Source organism: Prochlorococcus sp. MIT 1304 (genome assembly GCF_047305015.1).
In the GTDB taxonomy this organism is placed as follows: domain Bacteria; phylum Cyanobacteriota; class Cyanobacteriia; order PCC-6307; family Cyanobiaceae; genus Prochlorococcus_A; species Prochlorococcus_A marinus_E.
Genome location: NZ_CP138974.1, coordinates 1,330,726 through 1,356,767 on the forward strand (window position 1 = coordinate 1,330,726; position 26,042 = coordinate 1,356,767).

Sequence of the window (26,042 nt, forward strand, 5' to 3'; positions counted from 1 at the left end):
AATCGATACTTATGAACATATTTGTTCTTTTATATAATTCAGGAACAGATAAGGAAGGAATCCATTCAATAGAACTAAAAGGCAGGACGATCGTTCTTATGTTTGAAGATAAGGATGATGCAACAAGATATTGTGGTCTCTTAGAAGCACAAGATTTTCCATTGCCAACAGTTGAAATGATCAACATTGAGGAAATAAAAGATTTCTGCATTAAATTAGACTATGAATGCAAATTAGTAGAAAAAAATTTTGTACCTAAAACAGCAGAAGATAGATTGTTAATTTCACCACCACAGAAAAACCTAGAAGTTGAAAATTGGGAGGAAGACAAAAATAGTAAAAAAGATAACATTGATATAAATACCATTAAGGAAAACCTTGAAAAGTTACTTTAGCTATTAAAATATCATAATTAATTATTAAACAAATAAAACATGACATCCGCATTATTTGAAACAGAAGTAGGGAACATTAATATTGAATTTTTCTCTGACGACGCACCTAATACAGTAAAAAACTTTACGAATTTGATTAGTGATGGTTTTTATGATGGTCTAGCATTTCACAGAGTTATTCCTGGATTTATGGCTCAGGGTGGATGTCCTAATACTCGTGACGGAGCATCTGGGATGCCTGGAACTGGAGGCCCTGGATATAATATTAAATGTGAAATTAATTCCAATAAACATTTAAAAGGCTCACTTTCTATGGCTCATGCAGGAAAGGATACAGGTGGTAGTCAGTTTTTCATAGTCTATGAACCTCAGCCTCATCTAGATGGAGTTCATACTGTTTTTGGTAAGACTGATGATATGGATGTAGTTCTAAAGCTTACTAATGGTTCAAAAATTCTAAAAGCAACTTTAAAATAGTAACTTAGCCTTCAAAAACAATACTAAACGTCTCTTTATCTAGATTAAATTTTCTTGTAGATGAATATAAAATTTCATTATTAATAGTAAATTTTGTATTGATTAATTTGATGCTATTTGTTGGGTGTAAAGCCTGTTCAATGTTTCTAGAAACTATAATTCCAATCTTTGTACTATTTTCATAATTAGATAAAAACTGAATAAATAATTCTATATTCTTTATTTCTTCATCAGTAATGTTGGAATTAGTTCTGTTCTGATCATGCAAAATTCTCCAAACTAATTTTGGTCGATTCCAAAAAGCCAATAATCTTGGCGTACTTTCTAGTTTAATATTAATGTTCTTATAACTACAGAATTTAATAACGGCATTTTTTATTGGAACTAGATCATTAGATTTATATTTACCGTCAAGAAAAATTGATATGAATGGATCGATATTCCTTGAATTAGAATTTTCTTCATCAATCATATGGCCTAACTTGGTTTTTTTTACACTCAAATATTCTGCATTATTATCGTTTGGACAAATAACCAATGGAACTCTCTCAATAACTTCTATTCCATAACCACCTAATCCAGCAATCTTTCTAGGATTGTTTGTAAGTAATTTTAGTTTTTTTATCCCTAGATCGGTTAATATCTGTGCTCCAACTCCATAATTTCTTAGATCAGCTGGAAAACCTAATTTTTCATTAGCTTCTACGGTGTCTAATCCACCATCCTGTAAACTATAAGCCTTTAATTTATTTATAAGACCAATACCTCTACCTTCTTGTCTCAAGTAAACAACAACTCCTTCTTCTTCCTTTTCAATCCTTGATAAAGCAGCCTCTAACTGAGGTCTACAATCACAACGTAAAGATCCAAAAGCATCGCCAGTTAAGCACTCTGAATGCATTCTTACAAGTACAGGCTCTCTTAATTTGGATGATTTTTGTTTAACTAATGCAACGTGCTCTGAACCATCAAGTTCATTAACGTATCCATAAGCTTTGAAATTACCAAAAATACTTGGAAGTACCGCATCAGATTTTCTAAATACAAATCTCTCAGTTTGAAAACGATAACTAATTAAATCGGCTATGGATATTAATTTCATTCCCCACTGTTTTGCATACTCTTTAAGTTGTGGAAGTCTAGACATGGAACCATCAGGATTTTGTATTTCGCAAATCACTCCAGCGGGATAAAGACCTGACATTGCCGCAATATCTACTGCCGCTTCAGTATGACCTGCTCTTTTTAATACTCCACCTTTCTTAGCTCTTAATGGAAAAATATGTCCTGGCCTTCTCAAATCATCGGGTTTTGTATTTGGGTTTATAGCAACTTGAATTGTCTTTGCCCTGTCTTCAGCAGAAATTCCAGTAGTAACATTATTTTCAGGTCCAGCATCAATTGATATCGTAAAAGCTGTTTGATTTTCATCTGTATTTCTATCTACCATTAATGGTAAATCTAAAGAGTCAAGTTTTTCACCTTGCATGGCTAGGCATATAAGTCCACGTCCTTCGGTAGCCATAAAATTAATTTGCTGTGGAGTTGCAAACTGAGCCGCACATATTAAATCTCCTTCATTTTCTCTTCTCTCATCATCTACAACAATTATGCATTCCCCATTTCTTATAGCTGCCAATGCATCGCTGATAGGGTCAAATTCAATTTTAAAAGAATCATTTATATCCAAAATTGTTCCATTATTTGATTTGGGACTTGTTTCTTTCATTATTCCTATCAATATATAAAAATAGTGTTTTAGTTACCCTAAATTCAACACTTATTAATCCTATCTCAAAGTCTGCCAATTCAAAGAAATGAATGTTGCAATAGTAGGTGCTACAGGTTACGGCGGTATTCAAGCGGTAAATCTTTTAAAGAAAAATAAAAATTACAAAATTTCATTTTTAGGAGGTAATAAAACATCTGGATTAAAATGGAATGATAATTTTCCTTTTATTTATCTTGATAATGATCCTTATATAGAAGAAATTTCAGTTGATAATATTTCAAAAAATGCTGATGTTGCTTTGCTTTGCTTACCAAATGGCTTATCTTCAACATTGACAAGGAAATTATTAGATAAAGGACTTAAAGTTATTGATTTATCTGCTGATTATAGATATAAGTCTTTAGATGAATGGAAAAAAGTATATTCCAAAGAAGCTGCTATTTATAAAAGGAATGATGATGATTTATGTAAAGAAGCAGTTTACGGTCTTCCTGAAATAAATAAAGAAGCCATTTCAAAAGGAAGATTAATTGCCTGCCCAGGATGTTATCCAACATCTGCTCTTATTCCATTGGCTCCTTATCTCTCTCAAGGAATTATTGAAAATGAAGGTATAGTTATTGACTCTAAAAGCGGAACTTCTGGAGGTGGTCGAGAACCAAACCAAAAGCTACTCTTATCAGAATGTGGAGAAGGTCTGTCAGCATATGGATTGATAAACCATAGACATACCTCAGAGATCGAGCAAGTGGCATCATTAATTTCTGGAACTAAAATTGAACTGCTTTTTACACCTCATTTAGTCCCAATCTCAAGGGGTATGCATTCGACTATATATGGGAGATTAAGAGATCCAGGATTAACTTCTGATGACTGCAGGATTCTTCTGGATAATTATTATAGAAATTTTAAAAATATTAAAGTCTTACCTGTAGATACATTCCCATCAACAAAATGGGTTAAAAATACAAACCAAATATTACTTTCTGTTAAAGTTGATAATCGAAATGGAAGAATAATTATATTGTCTGTAATTGATAATTTGTTAAAAGGTCAGACTGGGCAGGCAATTCAAAATTTAAATATTATGAGTGGATTTTCAATGGATGAAGGTCTTGATTTAACTAATAATTTTCCATAAAGTTACTTCTTATCAAAAAACCAGCAAGAGAGATTGAGTGAGGTAAAATTTTATGTTCAAGCATTTGTATTCTTTTGGAAAGTGACTCAATATCATCATCATTTCTAATAGACAATGCAGCTTGCATAATCAGTGATCCACTATCTACCTCCTCTTCAACAAAATGTACGGAACAACCAGTTATTTTTGAACCATTCAATATAGAGTCCTTTATCGCAGAACCACCTTTATATGATGGGAGTAATGAAGGGTGAATATTTATTATCTTATTCTTAAATTTATTAATAAAAAATGGAGTAACAATTTTCATCCAGCCTGCCATAACTACAAGTTCGACATCGTAATGAATTAAAGTATTCACAATTTCTAATTCAAATGCCTCTTTTTGCAGAAAGTCTTTGCCTCTTATAATTTTGTGAGGTATTTTTTTACTTTCAGCTCTCTTTATACAACCTGCATCATCTTTGTTAGTTATTAGAACTCTTATATCTATATCTAATTCTCCTTTTTCTGAGAGATTAATTAATTCCTGAAAGTTTGTTCCTTTCCCAGAAGCAAGTACACCGATTTTTAATTTTGGGGAAAATCTTCTAAATTCAGATATCTCAGGGGAAATTATGTAATTAAATGATCTATCCAAAGTTTTTTATTTTATCCAATGATAAATTCTTATGAAATAAAAAGAACCCTTAATTTCAATTGTTTATATTCAAAAACATATTTATTTGAAGATAATAATTTAAACAAATTTAAATGAATCAAATCTATGTACTATTCGTATAGATATAATTAAATAAAAATAAAAGAAACAAATATATAAAATGAATGGAGATTTAAACTCTTGGGATAAATTTTGTAATTATCTTTGGTTTGATAAAAAATTAAATATTTGGTTAGACATAAGCAAAATTAATTTCACAAGTAAAGAGATAAATAATTTAGAAGATAAATTTGTAGATGTTTTTTCATCAATGAAAGAATTAGAAAATGGTGCAATTTCAAATATTGATGAAAATAGACAAGTTGGACATTATTGGCTTAGAAATCCATCAATTTCACCCTCTTCAAAAATAGCAGAGGAAATTAGAGCAGATATTAATGCAATCTCTGAATTTGGAAAACAAATTTTAAATGGAGATATTAAGAATAAGAATAATAAGCAGTATACTGATGTTCTATGGATAGGAATTGGTGGAAGTGGGTTAGGACCTTTACTTATTACAGAATCACTGCAGAAGTGTTCTAGAGGCTTAAATTTTTCTTATATCGATAATGTTGATCCTTTTTTAATTAGCGAAAAGTTAGAAGAGTTATCTGAAAAATTATCAACAACATTATTTGTAGTAGTAAGCAAATCAGGTGGTACGCCTGAACCTAGAATTGCTATGGAAATTATTAAAAGTCACTGCGAAAAAAATTCTCTTGAATGGAATTCTAATGCTATAGCAATAACTATGAAAGATAGTAAGTTATTTAAAAAAGCCACTTCTGAATATTGGTTAAAAATATTTAATTTGCAAGATTGGGTTGGAGGAAGAACTAGTATTACAAGCTCTGTGGGATTACTTCCATTAGCTCTTATTAATGAAAATATATCTGAATTTATTAAAGGTGCATCATTAATGGATGAAGCCACACGTATAAGTGATTTTAAAAATAATCCAGCAGCACTATTGTCATCAGCATGGTATTTAACTGGTGATGGCACTGGAAAGAGAGATATGGTCGTATTACCTTATAGAGATAGGTTACAGGTATTTAGTAAATATCTTCAGCAATTAGTAATGGAATCATTAGGAAAGAAATTTAATAGGAATGGTGAAGTAGTTAATCAAGGTATTTCCGTTTTTGGTAATAAAGGATCTACAGATCAACATGCTTATGTTCAGCAACTCAGAGATGGTATTGATAATTTCTTTTGTATTTTTATTGAATTATTAGATACTCCATCTACTAATATTTTTGATGATAAAGAGAATCCTAAAGAATATCTTTCTGGTTTTTTGCAAGGAACCAGATCAGCACTCTCTAGTGAAAACAGACAAAGTATCACCATAACATTAGAAAAGTTAAATTGTTTTTCACTAGGTGCCTTAATCGCTTTATTTGAGAGGGCTGTATCCTTCTACGCTGAATTGGTAAATATAAATGCATATGATCAACCTGGAGTTGAAGCTGGGAAGAAAGCAGCCGCAAATATTATTGAGTATCAACAAAAAGTAAGTAATTTATTAGATGCAGGTGGAGAATATTCTATAAATGACATAACATCATTATTTGATAATTCAGTGAGTGAATCTATATTTTTCATACTCCGTGAAATGTGTTTCGGTAATGATAATTATTTGGTTAAGGGCGATTGGTCAAATCCAAATTCATTAGTTATTCAGAAACTAAATTCTTAAACAACAATATTCATAATTTTTCCTTTAACAATAATTATTTTTCTTATTTCCTTATCTTTAGTCCATTTAAGTATGTTAGGTCTTTTGAGAGTCAATTCTTTAATTTGATCTTCATTCATATCATGATTAATGTTTACTTTCTCTCTAACTTTTCCATTCACTTGTATTACTAGTTCATATGAATCTTCCTTTAGTGCCTCGGCATTGAATGAAGGCCAGTGTTCTAAATGCACAGATTTTTTAAATCCTATAAGATGCCATATTTCTTCTGCAATATGAGGTGCAAATGGAGCCAACAAAATACAAAATGTTTTTAAAGCATCAATTTTTAAATTATTGTTTACGTCATTAATGGAATTTGATAATGAATTATAAAACTTCATTAGTTCTGAAATAGCAGTATTAAATTGGTTATTTAATATGTCATTTGAGATTTCTTTTATAGCGATATTCATTGACTTTATTAAACTTTTTTCTTTATCTGGATAGGAATTAGATTTAATATTTACATTTTTTGCACAATTTATATAAAGCTTCCAAATCCTGCTTAAAAATCTAAATTGTCCTTCAACATCTGTATCTCCCCATTCCAAATCTTTTTCTGGCGGTGCTTTAAATAATATAAACATTCTTGCGGTATCTGCTCCATATTTTTTAATTACTGATTCAGGGTCTATTCCATTATATTTTGACTTAGACATCTTCTCGAAAAGAATTTCGAGTTTGGTATTGTCAATTGGATCTGTAGGATTTGATAAGTCATTAATATCGGAAGGAGAAACATATTTACCCGTTTTATTGTTTTTATAGGCTGCAGCTTGAACCATACCTTGAGTTAATAGTTTTTTAAAAGGTTCATCAATTTCAAATAGTTGATTATCCCGCAAAGCTTTAGTGAAAAATCTTGCATATAACAAATGCAATATTGCATGCTCTACTCCTCCAACATATTGATCTACAGGTAACCACTTATTAATTTCAATCTTTTCAAATGGCTTATTTGGACATTTTGAAGATGGATATCTTAAAAAATACCATGATGAACACATAAAAGTGTCCATAGTATCAGTTTCTTTTTTTGCTGCTATTCCACATTTTGGACATGTTGTATTTACCCAATTCTTATTATCACCTAAAGCATTAATTTTGTTTGCAGAGATATCTATATCTTTTGGTAATGCAACAGGTAATTCAGATTGATTTAAAGGAACAGATCCACATTTTTTGCAATTAACGATAGGAATCGGACATCCCCAATATCTTTGTCTAGATATTAACCAATCTCTTAAACGATATTGTGTCTTATTTTCAGCCCATCTATTATTTACGCCCTCCTCTGAAATTTTTAATTTAGCAATAGTATTTGCTACTCCATCGTATTGATTTGAATTAATAAGATATCCATTTTCCACATAAGCTTCATCAAGCTCTTTATTCTGTTCACTTTTATCTTTTATTATTACCTGTTTAATATCAATATTATTTTTCTTGGCAAATTCAAAATCTCTTAGATCATGAGCAGGCACGCCCATAACAGCACCTGTACCGTATTCATCGAGAACATAACTTGCCACCCAAATAGGAATAGGTTCAGAATTAACTGGATTTATTGCTATTAAGCTAGTTTTTATTCCAATTTTTTCAAGTTCATTATTTTTATTTTTTTTCAGATATTTTTTAAGATTTTCTATATGTTGTATGGTTTCTTGATCAGAAATATTTTTAATTAATGAATGATTAACAGAAATTGCTAAATAAGTAACTCCAAATAAAGTATCTGGCCTTGTTGTAAATACAGTTAATTTCTTTTCTGGGTGGGTATTGATATTGAAATTAATATTTGTACCAATTGACTTTCCAATCCAATTATCTTGCATTATTTTCACTCTTTCTGGCCAGTTATCTAATTTTTCTAAATCCTTCAATAGCTCATCCGCATAATTAGTAATCCTTAAAAACCATTGCTTTAATAATTTTTTTTCAACTATTGCCCCAGATCTCCAAGATTTACCCTCTGAATCAACTTGTTCATTCGCTAAGACTGTATTATCTATTGGATCCCAATTAACTTCTGATTCCTTTTGATATACAAGACCTGCCTTGTATAACTCTAAAAATAGATATTGTGTCCAAACATAGTAATTTTCATCACAGGTTGCAAATTCTCTATCCCAATCAACTGATAGTCCCAAAAGCTTTAATTGTGACTTCATATGAGAAATATTTTTTTTAGTCCAGACACTTGGACTAATTCCTCTTTCAATCGCTGCATTCTCAGCAGGTAAACCAAAAGCGTCCCAACCCATTGGATGTAAAACAGATTTGCCCTTAAATCTTTGGAACCTAGCTATTAAGTCTGTAATAACATAATTCCTAACATGTCCCATATGAAGATTACCTGAAGGGTAGGGAAACATTGATAAGGCATAAAATTTATCGCTATTGTCAGTTAATTCATCGGTTTTGTATAAATTGTTTTCTGTCCATATTGACTGCCATTTTTTTTCTATTTCAGATGGATTATATAAATTGGTATCAGTCTCATATTGTTGATCGGGAGAAATCACTTAATTTTTATTTGTTAAATTATTATTTTAATATCCATTGTATAAAATAGAAATAGATTGTTAAAAGGAATAATTTATAATTAAAATTTAAAATATATTATCTACCAATGAAAAATATAACTTTTGAAAAATATCAAGGTAACGGAAATGATTTCGTAGTAATTGATTCTAGAGGAAATGATTTATATAAAAATTACAAGACAAATAAAATATTTGATATAAAACAAATTTGCAACAGGCAATTTGGTATTGGAGCAGATGGTGTGATTTTTATAGAAGAACCTAAAGAAGATAATTATGCAAAAATGATAATCTTTAATTCTGATGGTTCTGAAGCACAAATGTGTGGAAACGGAATTAGGTGTTTAGTTGAGTATCTCCACCTAAATGATTCAATGAATAATAAAAATATAGAATATAAAATTGAGACTAAAGCAGGTTTAAAAATCGCAAAATATATAAATGATGAAATTACAGTAAAAATGGGAGTTCCAATTTTAGAATGTCAAAATATTCCAACAACAATTGAAAAAAAAATAAATTCAATTCCTTCACACGAATTTATTGAGAAAGATTTTAATAATATGGGTTATGCCGTAGGAATGGGCAATCCTCATTTAATATTCTTTGTAAAAGACATAGAGTCAATTATTCTTTCCAGACTTGGTCCTATACTAGAAAAAAATGAATTATTTCCTGAAAAAACTAATGTGCATTTTTGTCAAATTTTAAATAGAGATAATATCAAAGTAAAAGTATGGGAAAGGGGTGCAGGACCAACCTTAGCTTGTGGAACAGGTGCCTGTGCTATTCATGTAGCAGCTTATAAATTAGGCCTTTGTAATTCACAAACCATAGTAACTTTACCAGGAGGTAATCTTAAAATTGATTGGTCAAAAGACGATTGTGAAGTCATGATGACCGGTAATGCTAAAAAGGTTTTCTCAGGATCAATGCTAGTAAATTAATGGAAAATAATTTTATCTATTTAGATAATGCATCCACAACTCCATTATCTGAGAATGTTTTAAATATAATAAATTCAACTTATAGGGATTATTGGCATAACCCTTCATCTACATATGAGTTAGGGATAAAATGCTCTACATATCTTGAAAAAATTAGATCTAAAATTGCTTGTATATTTGAAGCAGATCCAGAGGATATAATTTTTACATCTGGTTCTTCGGAATCGACATATATTGTATTTGATAATATTTATGAGAAATTTAAAAATGGTAGAGTTGTAATTTCAAATGTTGAACATCAAGCAACAACTATTTGTGCTAATAAACTAAGAAAACAAAATTGGGATATTTACGAATGGACGGTAAATAATGATGGAATTTTAAATATTTCTAATATCGAAAAATTTTTAAACAATAATACTAAGCTTGTATCAATTATTTGGGGACAAAGTGAAATTGGGACAATACAACCTGTCCAATTTATTGGTTCCAAATGTGAAGAATTAAATATAATGTTTCATTTAGATGGAACTCAAATATTAAGTAATGGAATATTCAGTTGGAAAGATCTTAAATGTGATTTTTTAAGTCTATCCGCTCATAAATTTGGAGGTCCAAAAGGGATCGGTATTCTTTTAACAAAAGAAAAGTCTAGACAAATTTTAAAAAATAATGACATATCACTTACTCAGGAATTTTCAATTAGACAAGGTACACAAGCTTTGCCATTAATCGCTGGAATGTATGAATCACTAAAGAATATTGAAGGAAAAATAAAACTATATGATTACATAACTGAATTTCCTTCTAATAATATTAATAAACTTAAAAATTATTTTTTTCAAAAAATTAAAGATAATAATCATATAAAGATTACCGGTAGTATTAACCATAGACTGCCCAGTCATATTTCTTTTCTACTATTAAATAAAATATTTGAGCCTATTAGGGCCTATAAGATTGTTAATTTTATGTCAGAAAATAAAATAGCCATAAGTAGTGGAAGTGCTTGTTCAAGCTCATCTGGGAAACCTAGCTCAACACTTAAAAATATTGGTTTAAAAGATGATGAACTATATTCAAATATTCGTGTTACTTTAGGTTCAATAAACAATAAGTCAGAAATAGATAAATTTTTAGAACTTATTCAAATATGTATTGACAAATTTTAATGGAAACCAATTACAGACTACCTAAAGATTTAAATGAATCTCTTAAGAATATGGAGGATGCAATTATTCCAAGTTTATTAGATTCAAATAAAAGATTTACTATTGAATTTAATTTTGAAGGATTGAAGTTTAACAGAATTGGAATAACTATCTACAAGATATTGTCTAAAAATAATAATGTATTCATAACATTTGCTGATCAAGGTGCTGTGGCTTTGGCTCAAAGAGACTATCCAGATATCAAAGATAAAATCTTTACTTTTAAATCATTTAATGAATCAAATAATATAAATAATATTGATAGTGCAATGATATCCATACTACCTCAGCCATATGATTTCGATTCATTTGAACCAATGTCTGATAATTATCAAGGTACGCATTATTCATTAAATCCAAAATTTGAAGATGCCAATATTGGTATAGGAAGTGTTATTAGAGAGCGACGTAAAAACTTTGTCAAAACATGGAATAATATTTATTTTCTGCAGCCTTTAAATAAAGCTGCTCTCATGCATATTTATCCAAATAACTGGTTGCTTTTCAAAGAAGAAAATAATAGATATTTTTTTAAAAAAGAATTTGAAATTAAACCCGACAATGAATCTATTTTTGTAAATTTATAGGTTGAATGTGAAAAAAAATATATATTCATTTTTCTTTATTGTTCTTGTATTAGTAACATCTCCTTTCTTAATAAGATATTTAATAGCAAATCAGAAAATAACTATTTTAAATAGTATTTATTTTAATTTCCCGGGAATAATTACTAAAAACAAAATATGTCCTACTTATGATGCTTTATTGAATCAAACGCTTGATAATTCTTTTAGTGTATCAATTATTAATAATAAAGGGGAAATAATAAGTTCCTACAATGAGGATGTTCCAAGGTTGCCAGCATCTAACCAAAAATTATTCTCATCAGCTTATGTTTTAAGTAAATATAAACTAAATAATAATTTAAAAACTTCCTTATTTAAAAATAAAAACGATTATTATTTACACGGTCAAGGTGATCCAGATCTTAATTATGAAAATATAATCGAACTAATTTCAAATGTTAAAGAAAATAAAATTATTAACTTTAATATTATAGAAATTGATTCGAAATTATATTGGCCTAATGGTTGGACAAATACTGATAAACTTTACGAATATGGATCTCCAATTACATCTCTTGCAATAGAAAGTAATCACAATAAATATAATGATATTTATGCATTAAAAAATTTTATTAAAAATTATTTAAAAAATAAATTTCCAAATTCAAAAATATATATAAATTTTTTTGATTCAGAAAAAACTTTTTATTTAAAAAATTTTAAAGAGATAAATAAAGTATATTCAACTCCAATTCTTTCATTATTAACTCTAACAAATTCTGAAAGCCATAATTTTACGGCTGAATCTCTTTTTAAAAATGCCTCAAATACATGGAACGATAATAACTATATAAAATTGAAAAGATGGCTTGAAAATAAAGGCCTCCCAGCAACTAATGCATACTTTGCAGATGCTAGTGGATTGTCTCGAAAAAATAGAATTACAACAAAGTTAGTTGTATTGTTTTTAGATAAAATGAGATATTCTAATGATTTTAATGCTTATCAATCTACACTTTCAATTACGGGAGTGAGAGGAACGTTAGCTAAAAGATTTGTAAATAGTGAATTGTCTGGAAAGTTTTTTGGCAAAACTGGGACTCTTTCGAATGTCTTTGCATTATCTGGCTTTTTATATAAAAATGATAAGCCAATAATTATAAGCATTATCCAAAATTCTAATAAAATTGATAAAGAAAAAGCTTTTAATTTATTACGTGATCTTTATTACTTGAGATCCTGTTAAAAAAATATTATTTAAAATAATCTTTTAAATCCTTCTCAACAGAGGGGGGTACCATGTGATTAATTTCACCACCAAATTTTGCAACTTCTTTTACTAAAGAACTACTAAGAAAACTATAATTTGTATTTGTCGATAAAAATATAGTTTCAATATCATTATTAAGTGATTTATTTGTATGAGCAATCTGTAGTTCATACTCAAAATCACTCATTGCTCTTAAGCCTCTAAGAATAAGATTAGCTTTTAGATCATTTGCACAATCAACAGTTAGACCAGAATAAGAAATAACTTCAATATTAGGTAAATGAGAAAGAGAATTTTTTATTTGTATTATTCTTCTTTCAAGATTAAATGTTGGTGTTTTAGAGGTATTTTCTAAAACAGCAACTACTAGTTTGCCAAATATTTTTTCAGCCCTTTCTATTAAATCAAGATGCCCATTTGTTAAAGGATCAAATGTACCTGGATAAAGAATTTTCATGAATTTATTATGATCGAATAAGAAATTTAGTTAAAATAATATTATTAGTTAAATCAATTATGACATTAAATCTAGAAGCAAAAAAAATCTTATTAAGAAAAATACCTCACGGATTATTTATTTGTGGTGTTAGAGACGAGGATAAAAATGAAGTGAATGGATTTACTGCAAGTTGGGTGACTCAAGGTTCTTTCACCCCACCATTAGTTGTAATGGCTGTTAGAGCAGAGGGTTCTAGTCATGAAATAATAAAGTCAACCAATAAGTTCTCATTAAATGTGCTCAAAAGTGATCAAAAGGATCTAGCGGCTGTTTTCTTTAAACCTCAAAAAGCATTAGGAGGTAGATTTGAATCTGTTGAATTTAATTTAGGTGAGCTTGGATTGCCTATTTTAGTTGATAGTGTTGGAGGTGTTGAATGTAATGTTGTTGGAAGTGTTATGCATGGAGACCATACCGTTTTTGTAGGAGAGGTGCAATCTGCTTATCTGAATAATGATGTTGACTCACTAAATTTATCTTCAACTGGCTGGAACTATGGAGGTTAACCACTATAAATGAGTAATTCCTCTATCGAAAAAATAAATAACAAATATAATTTTAAAATTGAATATAAATTAATTAATAATAAGGAGTTATTAAAATCAAGATTATCCGAAATTCCAAAGTCATCTGGTTGTTATCTTTTTAAAGATATTGATAATAACCTACTTTATATCGGTAAATCTAAAAAACTACGCAGTAGAGTAAGTAGTTATTTCAATAATTATTCAGATTTAACTCCCCGATTAAGTTTGATGGTCCGTCAAATAACTGAAATAGAAATAATAGTCACAGATAGCGAATATGAAGCATTAAATTTAGAGTCAAATTTAATTAAAACAAACAAACCATATTTTAATATTCTTTTAAAAGATGATAAGAAATATCCATATCTTTGTATAACTTGGAGTGAAAAATATCCTCGAATATTTATTACAAGAAGAAGAAGAAATAGAAATAATTTAGATAGATATTATGGACCTTATGTTGATGTTGGATTATTAAGGAGAACATTATTTACGATAAAAAAAATATTTCCACTTAGACAAAGACCAAGGCCAGTCTATAAAGATAGAACTTGTTTGAATTATTCAATAGGAAGATGTCCAGGTGTTTGCCAAGAAGTTATATCATCTGACGATTATAAAAAAATAATGAAACAAGTATCTATGATATTTCAGGGAAGAAATGATGACTTAGAAATATTTTTACAAAAAAAAATGCTTCAATTTTCAAATGATTTAGATTATGAGAATGCAGCAAAAATAAGAGACCAAATTTCAGGTTTAAAATTATTAACTGAATCACAAAAAATATCAATACCAGATTCTTCAATTAATAGAGATATCTTTGGAATAGTTTCAGAAAAAAATGTAGCTAGTATACAAATTTTCCAAATGAGATCAGGTAAGCTCATTGGGAGAATTGGCTATAGTCAAAAATTAAATAATGAAGATGAAAATCTTATTTTACAAAAGATATTAGAAGAGCATTATATGAATGTTGAACCTGTAGAAATACCATCAGAAATTCTTATTCAATATAACCTTCCAAAACAAGCAACCATAGAGGATTGGTTAACGGAGCTAAGAAAAAAGAAAGTAAAAATCCTAATCCCAAAAAGAAATAAAAAACATGAAACTGTAGAAATGGTTTTAAAAAATGCAAAATTGGAATTAGATAGAATATTAAATGGGATACAAGATAATGAATCATCAATTGAGGATCTTGCCCAAATACTTGAATTAAGCGAACAACCTAAAAGAATTGAAGGCTATGATATAAGCCATATTCAAGGTAGTGACCCTGTAGCATCACAAGTCGTTTTTATTGATGGGGTTCCTTCTAAACAGCATTATAGGAAATATAAAATTAAAGATCCAAACGTTTCTATAGGACATAGTGATGATTTTGCTTCGATATATGAAGTAATACAAAGAAGGTTTAAAAAATGGTCAAGATTTAAAGAAAGCGGAGGGGATTTTTCAATATTAAATGATAAAACGAACAGTAAATTAGACAATGAACTTCTATCAGATTGGCCTGATTTAATAATGATTGATGGAGGAAAAGGACAGTTAAATGCAGCTATTAAAGCATTAAAAGAATTAAATCTTGAGGAAGAAGTAACTATATGTTCATTGGCAAAAAAAAATGAAGAAATATTTATTCCAGGATTTACTAAGTCTCTTGATACTGATGAAAATCAAAAAGGAGTTCTTCTATTAAGAAGGGTAAGAGATGAAGCACATAGATTTGCATTATCTTTTCATAGAGACAAAAGATCTAAAAGAATGAATAGATCTCAATTGTCCCAAATCAGTGGATTAGGACCATCAAGAATAAGAGAATTGCTTGAGCATTTCAAATCAATAGACGCGATAAGAATAGCTAGTAAGGAGGATTTATCAAAAGTTAAAGGACTTGGAAAAAATTCAGTTAATGATATATATGAATATTTTAACGAGTTATAAATATTAATTAAATTTTGAAAAATAGATTTCTTGATATTGTTAAATATAACTATATTAAAAACATATATTTTTAAATTAATCTAGTAATTTGGCAGCTGAAGCATATCTCTGGTTTAAATCACTTCACATTATTGGTATAATCGTTTGGTTTGCGGGACTTTTTTATTTAGTAAGACTTTTTATATATCATGAAGAATCTAAAAATATGGATAATGAATTAAAAATTGCCTTTAATAAACAATACACCTTGATGGAAAAAAGGCTTGCGAATATAATCACAACACCCGGGATGATATTAGCTTTAAGTATGGCTATTTGCATGGTTATTATGCAACCAAGTTGGTTAAGTGAGAAGTGGTTGCAAATTAAAATTTCTTTTGTTTTGGGATTAGTAATTTATCATTCTTATTGTTATAAAATAATGTATTCATTACAAAATGGTACTTCAACCATTTCAGCAAAAAGCCTTAGATTATTAAATGAATTGCCTACTTTATTATTATTTATAATTGTACTTTTAGTTATTTTTAAAAATAATTTTCCAACTAGTATTGCTACATGGAGCGTAGTTGGACTAATTATTTTCATGTTGGCTTCAATTCAATTATATGCAAAGATTAGAAAGAAAAATGAGAATTCATTAAGTAATGAATAGGGAAGACTTAGTAAAATTAACTTCCAATATTAATAAAAATAGTTGTCCTAATAATATTAATTTTCACTGTCATACAAAATTTAGTGATGGGAGTTTAGAACCATATGAACTTTTAGATCAAGCTTATAAAAATAACTTGAAATTTTTATCAATAACCGATCATCATACAATTAAAGCTCATGAATATATAAAAAAAAATAATATACTCAAAAATTATCCTAAAGATTCCTTTACATTAATTTCGGGAATAGAAATTAATTGTTTGATTTTAGGATGTTTAGTACATGTAATTGGATTGGGAATAGATATAAAAAGTAAATACCTAAATCCCTACATCCTTGGAGAGTCTCCAATAGGTAATGATTTAAATATTAAATCAGTTATAAAAGCAATAAATTTAGCTGGTGGTTTATCATTTCTTGCACATCCAGCGAGATACAGGATTCCCTTTTATAAATTAATTCCAGAGGCCAAAATACAAGGTATTGATGGAATAGAGGTTTGGTACGATTATGAACTTAATGAAGTATGGAATCCTAGTTTATTTGTATGTTCAGAAATAGATAAATTAGCAGATAAATATTCAATGCTAAAAACATGCGGAACAGATAGTCATGGACTTTCGCTATTAGGTAGATAATTTAGAATTCATTTTTTTCAATTATTGAATCAGTATTAATAATTATGTTCTTTAAATTTTCAATGACATCTGATGAACAATTATTCCACATTTTTCTATTTACAATTTCAAGAAATCTTTGTGCAATATCTCTTAAAGCCCATGGATTATTCTCTAGAAAGAAATTCCTAAGATCCAGATCACATAACCATGATTTATAAACTTCCTCATAACACCAATCTGAGACTACTTCAGTAGAAGCATCAAAAGCATATAAGTAATCTAGTGTAGCTGAAAATTCAAACGCTCCTTTATAACCATTATCCTTCATTCCATTTATCCATTTAGGGTTAAGTATTCTTGATATAACAACTTTATTAATTTCATCTTGTAATTTTGAAATTTTGGATAATCCAAATTTTGATAAATCACCATGATACATTTCAGGAAATTTACCGCTCAATTTTTTTACTGCTGAAGATAAGCCACCCTGAAACTGATAATAATCATCAGAATCTAAAATATCATGTTCCTTATTATCTTGGTTATGAACAACTAACTGAACATTTTTAAGAGCATTTTCTAATGATTTTTTATCCTCTATAGGTTCAAGATTATCACTGTAAATCCACTTACTCCAATTAAGAAAAGATTCTCCAAAATCATCAATATTTTCCCAATTAGAATTAGAAATTAGTTCTTGTAGTCCAGCTCCATATGAACCTGGCGCTGAACCAAATATACGATTAATTGAATCACCATCCCTTAATGCCCCAGCAAGAGGGTTAAATTTATCATCCTCATTAAGATTAGAAACAAGATTTATTGCTTTAGAAGTTAATTTAACTAACTGTGGAAATGCATCTCTAAACATTCCTGAAATCCTTAAAGTAACATCAACCCTTGGTCTTTCGAGAACAGATAAAGGAATGATTTCTAGATCTACTACTCTTCTTGAGGGCCCATCCCAAATAGGCTGTACTCCTAATAAATATAGTATTTGACAAATGTCTTCACCACCATTTCTCATTGTGGATGTTGCCCATACAGATATTGCTATATTTTTTAAATCTTCTCCATTATCTTGTTTGTATAAATCAAGTATTTGTGAGGCGGATTGACAACCAACACTCCATGCTGATTCAGTTGGCAGACCTCTCGAATCAACTGAAAAGAAATTTTTACCAGTGGGTAAAGCTTCAGTTTTACCTCTCGTAGGGGCTCCAGATGGACCACTTTTTACATATTGTCCATTTAACGAATTAATAAATGATAATTTCTCATTATATGAAGAATTAATGATTGGATATAGAATCTCATTTTTTAATAATAAAAAATACTTATTATGTTTTTTTTCATTAAAGAAATAGTCTATTATTTTCTGATTTTTATATTTCTCAAGATTTTTTATATTGGTATTCTTTTTGTAAAAAAACAAATATATTAAATACTTTGCTTGTTGTTCCAAAAAATCAATAGCCATTCTAAAGTTTAAAATGTTTTTGTTGGAAAAAGTCAATAATATTTTTTTATCCTTTTCACTTAACTTTTGATCATATATATTTGTCCAAGGATCCAAATCTAGTTTTAAATGTTTTGCTATATATTGAACAATCCCAATTCTATTGGCATTTGGCACTCTAGCGACACACAAGAATAAATTTATTTCATTAATGTCATTCTGCCTATTACCAAAAATATGCAAACCTGTCCTAATTTGAGATTCTTTAATTTTGCAAAGAAAAGAATCAATCTCTTCAATTTGATTATTTTTATTATTTAAAGTGATTTCGTTAAAATCTTTTTTAATTAATTCAAAAATGGCTTTTTCTATAATTTCGATCCGATTAGAATTTAATAATTTTGCTTCAAAATATTCTTCTAAATAATTTTCTAATATTGAATATTTTCCATATAATTCTGACCTATCCAAAGGAGGGGTTAAATGATCAATAATTGTTGCAGCAGTTCTTCTTTTAGCTTGGGATCCTTCCCCAGGATCATTTACGATAAAAGGATATATGTTTGGTATTGCTGGACAAATAATATTTGGAAAACATTTATTACTGAGACCTATAGATTTGCCAGGTAACCATTCAACAGTCCCATGTTTACCAATATGGCAAATAGCATTTGCGTTAAAAACTTTTTCAATCCAAAAATAATGTGCTAAATATCTATGGGGAGGTGGAAGATCGGGAGAATGAATATCTCTATCAGTGAAAGAGTCATAACCTCGTTGAGGTTGAATCAATAATGTTATTTTTCCAAATCTAATACCATTTATTGAGAAGCCTTCATTATCAAGATCGATCGCTTCTGATGGTTTACCCCAACGGTTAACAATAATATTTTTTGGTTCAAGTTCTAAATAATTCCAATATTTTAAATATTCACTAAGTGGTAAGTAATCTAATGGTTTATTATTTTGAGATTCAATATCATTAGTTCTAGTTTTTATAAGTATTGACATTAATTCCGAAGAATCTTGAGGATAATTACAAGATCCAAGATCATAACCTTCTTCTTTTAACCAGTTAAGAATATTTATTATCGAAGATGGTGTATTAAGACCAACACCATTACCGATTCTTCCATTCTTTACTGGATAATTACTTATTATTAAACAAATTTTTTTTTCAAAATTATTAAGTTGTTGAAGTTTCACATAATTTGTTGCGAATTTTGAAATCCATTTAATACCTACTTGATCAGCTTTGTAACTGGTTATTTCACTGTAGAGTGTATTTTTTTTAGAAATTATTTCTTTAAATGCTGAAGGACAGGTAGTAATCCTTCCATCAAATTCAGGAATAATTATTTGCATCAATAAATCAGATGAATTCATTCCAATGGATGAATTTAACCAATTTTTTCTTGATCTATTTGAAGAGAGAAGCTGTAAAATTGGAATTTTAAGAGAAGTAAAAATATTTGTAGAATTTTCAATTAATTCGTTATTTTTGATTTGAGATGAAGAAAATGAAGTTGTGGTAATTATTAATTTAATATCTTCCTTTTTAAAAATTTCTATTAATTTCTTTTGAATAATATGATCTTTTAGTGTTGAAATAAATAACGTTTTAGGCGATAGTCCGCTTCTTCGTAACTGCAAGTTAAGTTTTTCGTTTACTTCAATTTCATTAGCCAAAAAAAGTGATTTATAGGATATTATTCCAATCTTTTCTCCTTTTTCAATTTTCCAATCATATAAATAAGGATCTGGATAAAAACTAATATTCAAAAACTCATCAGGAATTAATGTTTCATTTACCTTTAGATAATTTAAACAATTAAGAAATTTTCTATAATTCTCCATTCCTCCCGATCTTAGTAATCTAGAAATATTTAATGCAATATTTTTATCTATACTACTTATTTCACTTAAGGACACTTCCTGATCAACGGTACCTGATAGGATTACTAACTTCCTTTTTTTATTGACTGCTTGCCAATTTAAAAGTTGTTCAATTCCATAGTTCCATGTACCTTTATCGCCAAAAATTCTTAGTATGACAACTTTTGCATAATTAATTGTTTTTAATAAATAATTATCTATTTGAGCTGAGGAATTTAAATTAGAAATTTCTAAAGCTCTTATATTATTATTTAATGAAGCAAATTCTTTTTCTAACAATAATTTTGATATGAGATTTAAATCAGCTTTTACACTTGTTATAAAAATAAAATCTGCCGCTGGTTGCTCAATTAAATCATCATTATTCTTTTCATTTCCTGCTACATTTAATATCCTGTGCATTTTTATATATAAATAAGGTTTAGAATACGTAAGTAGGATAAAACAAGTTTACCTTAATTAAATAAATTGAATATGCATGAATTTCTTCCATACGCCTGGTTCGAAGGTAAATGTATTCCATTTAAAGAAGCAAAAATATCAATAGCTACTCATGCACTACATTATGGTACTGCTGCATTTGGAGGAATGCGAGCGATACCTAACCCTACAAATAAAGAAGAATTCCTTTTATTTAGAACTGATAAACACATAAAAAGATTATCTCAAAGTGCAAAATTACTCTTAACTGATATATCTGAAGAATATATTTTTAAAGCCTTAGAGGAAGTTATAAAAAGAAATAAGCCACAAAAACCTATTTATATTAGACCATTCGTATATACAAGCGATTTAGGTATAGCTCCAAGGTTACACAATATTGAAACAGATTTCTTTATGTATTGTATTGAACTAGGAGATTATCTATCCCCAGATGGGGTTTCATGTAGAATGAGTAGTTGGACTAGACAAGAAGATAGATCTCTCCCATTGAGAGGAAAAATAAGTGGAGCTTATATTACTAGTTCATTAGCTAAAACAGAAGCTAGTTTATCGGGTTTTGATGAAGCCCTGCTATTAAATTCAAGTGGTAAGGTAAGCGAAGCTAGTGGTATGAATTTATTTATTGTAAGGAATGGAGACTTAATCACTCCTGGTGTTGATCAAGATATCCTTGAGGGTATTACTAGAGCTAGTGTAATTGAATTAGCAAAATCATTTGGAATAAATGTAATTGAAAGGCCTGTTGATAAAACAGAATTATTAATAGCAGATGAAGTTTTTCTAACTGGTACAGCAGCAAAAATTACACCAGTTAAAAAAATTGAATCAAGTGAATTAAATGGTGACAGACCAATAATGAATAAATTAAAAAGTAAGCTTATAGAAATAACAGAAGGTCGTTCTCAAGACTATGATAATTGGGTAACAAGAATTTCTCTAAAATAATTTTCACCTAAAAATGGAATCTTTCAGAACCTATCTAAATAGAGATGAAAAGCCATTAATAATTTTTGACGGAGGTACTGGAACATCATTTCAGAACTTAAATCTTACAGCAGACGACTTTGGAGGAAAAGAATTAGAGGGTTGTAATGAAAACCTTGTTTTATCCTCACCAAAGATAGTTGAAAAGGTCCATAATTCATTCTTAGAAGCAGGTTGTCATGTTATAGAAACTAATACTTTTGGTGCCTCATCAATAGTTCTTGATGAATATGATATTAAGAATAAGGCATATGAGATAAATAAAAATGCTGCACTAATAGCAAAAAAAGCTGCTGCAAAATATACATCAGTTGATAAGCCAAGGTTTGTTGCTGGTTCAATTGGACCAACAACTAAATTACCCACATTAGGACATATAAATTTTGATGAATTAAAGGAATCATATAAAGAACAGATATATGGTCTTACGGATGGAGGAGTTGATCTACTTTTAATTGAAACTTGTCAAGATGTATTGCAAATAAAATCTGCCTTATTAGCTTCTAAAGAAGTACTTGATAGTAAAAATATAGATATACCTATAATGGTATCTATAACAATGGAAACAACAGGTACTATGCTTGTTGGATCTGACATTGCCTCTGCATTAACAATATTAGAGCCGTTTAATATAGATATCCTTGGACTAAATTGTGCTACTGGTCCAGAACAAATGAAAGAACATATTAAATATTTGTCTGAAAATTCTCCCTTCGCTATAAGCTGTATTCCCAACGCAGGACTTCCTGAAAATATTGGCGGTGTTGCTCACTACAGATTAAAGCCAATAGAATTAAAGATGCAGTTAATGAATTTTATATATGACTTTAATGTTCAATTAATAGGTGGATGTTGTGGGACAACACCCGAACATATTAAATATCTTTCTTCAATAATCGATGAAATTATTGATAAAGAAATGCCAAATAAAAATGGTAAGAACAATTTAAGTGGCTATATTCCTTCTGCATCATCAATATATAATTCTGTACCGTACAAACAAGACAATTCTATTTTGATTGTAGGCGAAAGATTAAATGCAAGTGGATCTAAAAAGGTAAGGGAGTTGTTAAATAACGATGATTGGGATGGACTAGTATCAATTGCCAAGCAACAACAAAAAGAAAATGCACACGTTCTTGATGTGAATGTTGATTATGTAGGGAGAGACGGAGTGAAAGATATGAAAGAAATAACATCAAGACTTGTTACCAATATAAATTTGCCATTAATGATTGACTCTACAGATGCTGACAAAATGGAAAGTGGATTAAAGTCAGCTGGTGGTAAATGTATTATAAATTCAACCAATTACGAAGACGGTAATGAAAGGTTTGATCAAGTTCTTAATTTAGCCTTGGGGTATGGTTCAGGTCTTGTTGTAGGAACTATTGATGAAGATGGAATGGCAAGGAATGCAGATAAAAAATATGACATTGCTAAACGAGCAATTAATAGAACCAGGGAATGCGGTTTGTCTGATTATGAGCTCTTTTTTGATCCATTAGCTCTTCCAATATCTACTGGGATAGAAGAAGATAGATTAAATGCTAAAGAAACAATTACTGCTATATCAAAAATTCGTGAAAATTTTCCTGAGATTCACATCATACTTGGGATATCAAACATTAGTTTTGGTCTTTCACCATTATCCAGAATTAATCTAAATTCAATATTTTTAGATGAATGCATTAAAGCAGGATTGGATTCTGCTATCATCGCACCAAATAAAATTTTGCCATTATCAAAAATTTCTGAAGAAACCAAAAAGCTTTGTTTAGATTTGATATATGACAAAAGAAAATTTGAAGATGATATTTGTATTTATGATCCATTAGTAGAATTAACAAAAGCTTTTCAAGATTTATCTATTCAAGATTTCAAAAAAGCATCTTCAGAAAATAAAAACCTAACTCTGGAAGAAAGCCTAAAAAACCATATTATTGATGGAGAGAAAATAGGTTTAGAGGATCAACTAAATAAAGCTTTAAAAAAATATAAACCTCTAGAAATAATTAATACCTTTCTACTAGATGGGATGAAAGTTGTAGGTGATTTATTTGGCTCAGGTCAAATGCAATTGCCATTTGTACTCCAATCCGCCGAAACAATGAAATTTGCCGTTTCAATTTTAGAACCACATATGGAAACTGTAGAAGAAAACATATCAAATGGAAAACTCTTAATTGCAACAGTCAAAGGCGATGTTCATGATATAGGAAAAAATTTGGTTGACATAATACTTACAAATAATGGTTATGAAGTAATAAATCTTGGAATAAAGCAAGATGTTTCAGCAATTATAGATGCACAAAAAAAGCACAATGCAGATTGCATCGCTATGAGCGGATTACTTGTTAAATCAACAGCTTTTATGAAAGATAATTTAGAAGCTTTTAACAATCAAGATATTAGTGTACCAGTAATATTAGGAGGTGCAGCCTTAACCCCAAAATTTGTAAATGAGGACTGCAGCCAAATATATAAAGGGAAAATTTTATACGGAAAAGATGCGTTCACTGATCTTAAATTCATGAATGAATATATGGACAATAAAAAAAAGGGTAATTGGTCAAATACAGAGGGATTCATCAACAATGAGGGAATAGATATTAATTTAGCCTCATCAAAGTCCAACTCTCAAGCTGTTAAAAAATCAATATCTATAGATATAGAGACTTCTAAATTTAATTTAAAAGAAAATTTTATAAGATCTAAATTTATAAATGAAGAAGAACCAATTCAAGCTCCTTTCTTGGGAACGAAAGTCTTGAACGAGATTGATATAGATTTAAATAAGTTAATTTTTTATTTAGATACAAAAGCTCTATTTAGCGGACAATGGCAAATAAAAAAAGGAAAAAACCAAAGCGTAGATGAATACAATAACTATTTGGATTCATATGCTAAACCATTGCTAGATAGATGGTTAGAGACAATTGTAGAAAAAAAACTTATTTCACCCAAAGCAGTTTATGGATATTTCAGATGCGGTAGAAAAGATAATAGTATTTTCTTATTTGATGATAAATCATTAAATAAAATTTCCGAATTTAATTTCCCAAGACAAAAATCTGGGAATAATTTATGCATAGCTGATTTTTATTGTGATTTGAAAAAGGATAAACCGATAGATATATTTCCTATGCAGGCAGTAACGATGGGCGATATTGCCAGTGAATATTCTCAAAAATTATTTAAAGAAGATAAGTATAGCGATTATTTATTATTCCATGGACTTACAGTGCAATTAGCAGAAGCTCTAGCTGAGTATGTCCATGCATTAATTCGTATTGAATGTGGTTTTAGGACTGAAGAACCAGACAAAAATAGAGAAATACTAGCTCAAAAATATAGAGGAGCTAGATATTCATTTGGTTATCCTGCATGTCCAAAAGTATCTGATTCAAACATACAATTATCATTGTTGGATGCAAAAAGAATAAGCTTGACCATGGATGAATCTGAACAACTTCATCCAGAACAAAGTACTACAGCTATCATTTCACTGCACTCAAAAGCTAAATATTTCAGCGCTTAATCTAAATCTTTAGTTGTTTTCTAAATATTCAATAATTTCTTCTTGAAGTTCTTCCATCGTTTCATTATCACCTAAATCAAGTCCCTCACCCGCCGCGTCCTGTGTTAACTCAAGATAATATGAAGCGCCATCACTAGATAAAAATTCAAATGCGGAAGTTTCATCACTATCTTTAAAAGCTTCATAAAGAGCTTTAAATGCTATGTTTTCAGTAAAGTCCCAATCCATAATGAAAAAAACCTTATTAGAATTATTACCTCCTTACCCCCCATACTCGTCAACCTTTTTTAAAGAAATGTTGGTGTTTTATTATTATTAAAAAAATCTATGAACATAAATAATCAAAATCAGTTAAATGTCCTTGGGGAAAAAATTGAGATTTGTAGTTGCGCACCTATGACAGGGTGGTTCAGGGATGGATTTTGCAACTATGACAAGAATGATGGAGGGAATCATTCCATATGTTGTGTGATGGATGATAATTTCCTGAAATATAGTAAATCACAAGGTAATGATTTAATTACTCCTATGCCTATTTATTCCTTCCCAGGACTAAAGGATGGTGATCATTGGTGTATTTGTCTTGATAGGTGGAAGCAAGCATTATTAGACGGTCTTGCACCAAAAGTCATATTAGAATCAACTAATATTGTAGTCTTAGAATCAGTACCTCTTGAAAAATTGAAAGAATATCAATTTAATAAAAAGTAATTACAAGTTTATTTTTTTTTTTAAA

At 29.2% G+C, this 26,042-nt stretch carries 21 protein-coding genes; 15 read left to right on the forward strand and 6 right to left on the reverse strand.

The annotated features are described in order from the left end of the window. Window positions 1–11 precede the first annotated feature (11 nt). Together SIB45_RS07545 and SIB45_RS07550 are read left to right on the forward strand one after the other, a co-directional pair. Window positions 12–395 carry a DUF3110 domain-containing protein gene (locus SIB45_RS07545; RefSeq protein WP_011862935.1) on the forward strand — a complete coding sequence of 128 codons (384 nt, stop codon included), beginning with the start codon at window positions 12–14 and terminating at the stop codon, window positions 393–395. 39 nt (window positions 396–434) lie between these two features. Further along, window positions 435–872, forward strand: coding sequence for a peptidylprolyl isomerase (locus SIB45_RS07550; protein WP_011862936.1), 438 nt, complete (start codon window positions 435–437; stop codon window positions 870–872). A gap of 4 nt (window positions 873–876) precedes the next feature. Here SIB45_RS07550 and ribBA read toward each other — a convergent pair whose 3' ends face one another. Then, entirely contained in the window at window positions 877–2,601 is a 1,725-nt protein-coding gene (ribBA, locus tag SIB45_RS07555; RefSeq protein ID WP_011862937.1) for a bifunctional 3,4-dihydroxy-2-butanone-4-phosphate synthase/GTP cyclohydrolase II, read from the reverse strand. Window positions 2,602–2,689: 88 nt separating this feature from the next. Between ribBA and argC the strand changes: the two genes are divergently transcribed. Next, complete coding sequence (argC, locus tag SIB45_RS07560) at window positions 2,690–3,745, forward strand: N-acetyl-gamma-glutamyl-phosphate reductase (RefSeq protein WP_011862938.1); 1,056 nt, start codon at window positions 2,690–2,692, stop codon at window positions 3,743–3,745. On the opposite strand, the gene purN is transcribed toward argC, so the two are convergent. Beyond that, window positions 3,729–4,385 carry a phosphoribosylglycinamide formyltransferase gene (purN, locus tag SIB45_RS07565; protein WP_011862939.1) on the reverse strand — a complete coding sequence of 219 codons (657 nt, stop codon included), beginning with the start codon at window positions 4,383–4,385 and terminating at the stop codon, window positions 3,729–3,731. The genes argC and purN overlap by 17 nt on opposite strands. 181 nt (window positions 4,386–4,566) lie before the next feature. On the opposite strand from purN, the gene SIB45_RS07570 reads away from it, so the two are divergent. Beyond that, on the forward strand, window positions 4,567–6,150 hold the full coding sequence (locus SIB45_RS07570) for a glucose-6-phosphate isomerase (protein ID WP_011862940.1): 1,584 nt from the start codon (window positions 4,567–4,569) through the stop codon (window positions 6,148–6,150). Here the strand turns inward: SIB45_RS07570 and leuS are convergent. Then, window positions 6,147–8,717, reverse strand: coding sequence for a leucine--tRNA ligase (leuS, locus tag SIB45_RS07575; RefSeq protein ID WP_011862941.1), 2,571 nt, complete (start codon window positions 8,715–8,717; stop codon window positions 6,147–6,149). The two genes, SIB45_RS07570 and leuS, sit on opposite strands and share 4 nt — an antisense overlap. A 107-nt stretch (window positions 8,718–8,824) precedes the next feature. On the opposite strand from leuS, the gene dapF reads away from it, so the two are divergent. The 4 genes from dapF to SIB45_RS07595 are packed head-to-tail and all read left to right on the forward strand — an operon-like array spanning window position 8,825 to window position 12,708. Continuing rightward, complete coding sequence (gene dapF, locus SIB45_RS07580) at window positions 8,825–9,685, forward strand: diaminopimelate epimerase (RefSeq protein WP_011862942.1); 861 nt, start codon at window positions 8,825–8,827, stop codon at window positions 9,683–9,685. Next, window positions 9,685–10,857, forward strand: a complete 1,173-nt coding sequence (locus SIB45_RS07585; protein ID WP_011862943.1) for a cysteine desulfurase family protein — start codon at window positions 9,685–9,687, stop codon at window positions 10,855–10,857. The genes dapF and SIB45_RS07585 overlap by 1 nt, the downstream gene beginning before the upstream one ends. Beyond that, window positions 10,857–11,483, forward strand: a complete 627-nt coding sequence (locus tag SIB45_RS07590; protein WP_011862944.1) for a DUF1995 family protein — start codon at window positions 10,857–10,859, stop codon at window positions 11,481–11,483. Before SIB45_RS07585 ends, SIB45_RS07590 begins: the two co-directional genes overlap by 1 nt. A 7-nt stretch (window positions 11,484–11,490) precedes the next feature. After that, a complete protein-coding gene (locus SIB45_RS07595; RefSeq protein WP_011862945.1) occupies window positions 11,491–12,708 on the forward strand; it encodes a D-alanyl-D-alanine carboxypeptidase in 1,218 nt (405 codons plus the stop codon). Window positions 12,709–12,715: 7 nt separating this feature from the next. Here SIB45_RS07595 and coaD read toward each other — a convergent pair whose 3' ends face one another. After that, a complete protein-coding gene (gene coaD / locus SIB45_RS07600; protein ID WP_011862946.1) occupies window positions 12,716–13,189 on the reverse strand; it encodes a pantetheine-phosphate adenylyltransferase in 474 nt (157 codons plus the stop codon). 59 nt (window positions 13,190–13,248) lie between these two features. Between coaD and SIB45_RS07605 the strand changes: the two genes are divergently transcribed. From SIB45_RS07605 to SIB45_RS07620, 4 genes are all read left to right on the forward strand, one after another. Next, the gene (locus SIB45_RS07605) at window positions 13,249–13,737 is read left to right on the forward strand and encodes a flavin reductase family protein (protein ID WP_011818417.1); all 489 of its coding nucleotides are present in this window, start codon (window positions 13,249–13,251) and stop codon (window positions 13,735–13,737) included. Between the two features lie 9 nt (window positions 13,738–13,746). After that, window positions 13,747–15,705 carry an excinuclease ABC subunit UvrC gene (uvrC, locus tag SIB45_RS07610; protein WP_011862947.1) on the forward strand — a complete coding sequence of 653 codons (1,959 nt, stop codon included), beginning with the start codon at window positions 13,747–13,749 and terminating at the stop codon, window positions 15,703–15,705. Window positions 15,706–15,793: 88 nt separating this feature from the next. Continuing rightward, window positions 15,794–16,360, forward strand: a complete 567-nt coding sequence (hemJ, locus tag SIB45_RS07615; RefSeq protein WP_011862948.1) for a protoporphyrinogen oxidase HemJ — start codon at window positions 15,794–15,796, stop codon at window positions 16,358–16,360. Then, on the forward strand, window positions 16,353–17,000 hold the full coding sequence (locus SIB45_RS07620) for a PHP domain-containing protein (protein ID WP_011862949.1): 648 nt from the start codon (window positions 16,353–16,355) through the stop codon (window positions 16,998–17,000). The genes hemJ and SIB45_RS07620 overlap by 8 nt, the downstream gene beginning before the upstream one ends. 1 nt (window position 17,001) lies before the next feature. On the opposite strand, the gene cobN is transcribed toward SIB45_RS07620, so the two are convergent. Continuing rightward, complete coding sequence (gene cobN / locus SIB45_RS07625) at window positions 17,002–20,739, reverse strand: cobaltochelatase subunit CobN (RefSeq protein ID WP_011862950.1); 3,738 nt, start codon at window positions 20,737–20,739, stop codon at window positions 17,002–17,004. Between the two features lie 72 nt (window positions 20,740–20,811). On the opposite strand from cobN, the gene SIB45_RS07630 reads away from it, so the two are divergent. Beyond that, a complete protein-coding gene (locus SIB45_RS07630) occupies window positions 20,812–21,726 on the forward strand; it encodes a branched-chain amino acid transaminase (RefSeq protein WP_011862951.1) in 915 nt (304 codons plus the stop codon). A 13-nt stretch (window positions 21,727–21,739) separates the two neighbouring features. After that, entirely contained in the window at window positions 21,740–25,306 is a 3,567-nt protein-coding gene (gene metH / locus SIB45_RS07635) for a methionine synthase (protein ID WP_011862952.1), read from the forward strand. Window positions 25,307–25,315: 9 nt separating this feature from the next. On the opposite strand, the gene SIB45_RS07640 is transcribed toward metH, so the two are convergent. Beyond that, window positions 25,316–25,534, reverse strand: a complete 219-nt coding sequence (locus SIB45_RS07640; RefSeq protein ID WP_011862953.1) for a hypothetical protein — start codon at window positions 25,532–25,534, stop codon at window positions 25,316–25,318. A 99-nt stretch (window positions 25,535–25,633) separates the two neighbouring features. On the opposite strand from SIB45_RS07640, the gene SIB45_RS07645 reads away from it, so the two are divergent. Continuing rightward, window positions 25,634–26,017 carry a DUF2237 family protein gene (locus tag SIB45_RS07645; RefSeq protein ID WP_011862954.1) on the forward strand — a complete coding sequence of 128 codons (384 nt, stop codon included), beginning with the start codon at window positions 25,634–25,636 and terminating at the stop codon, window positions 26,015–26,017. The last annotated feature ends 25 nt before the right edge of the window (window positions 26,018–26,042 follow it).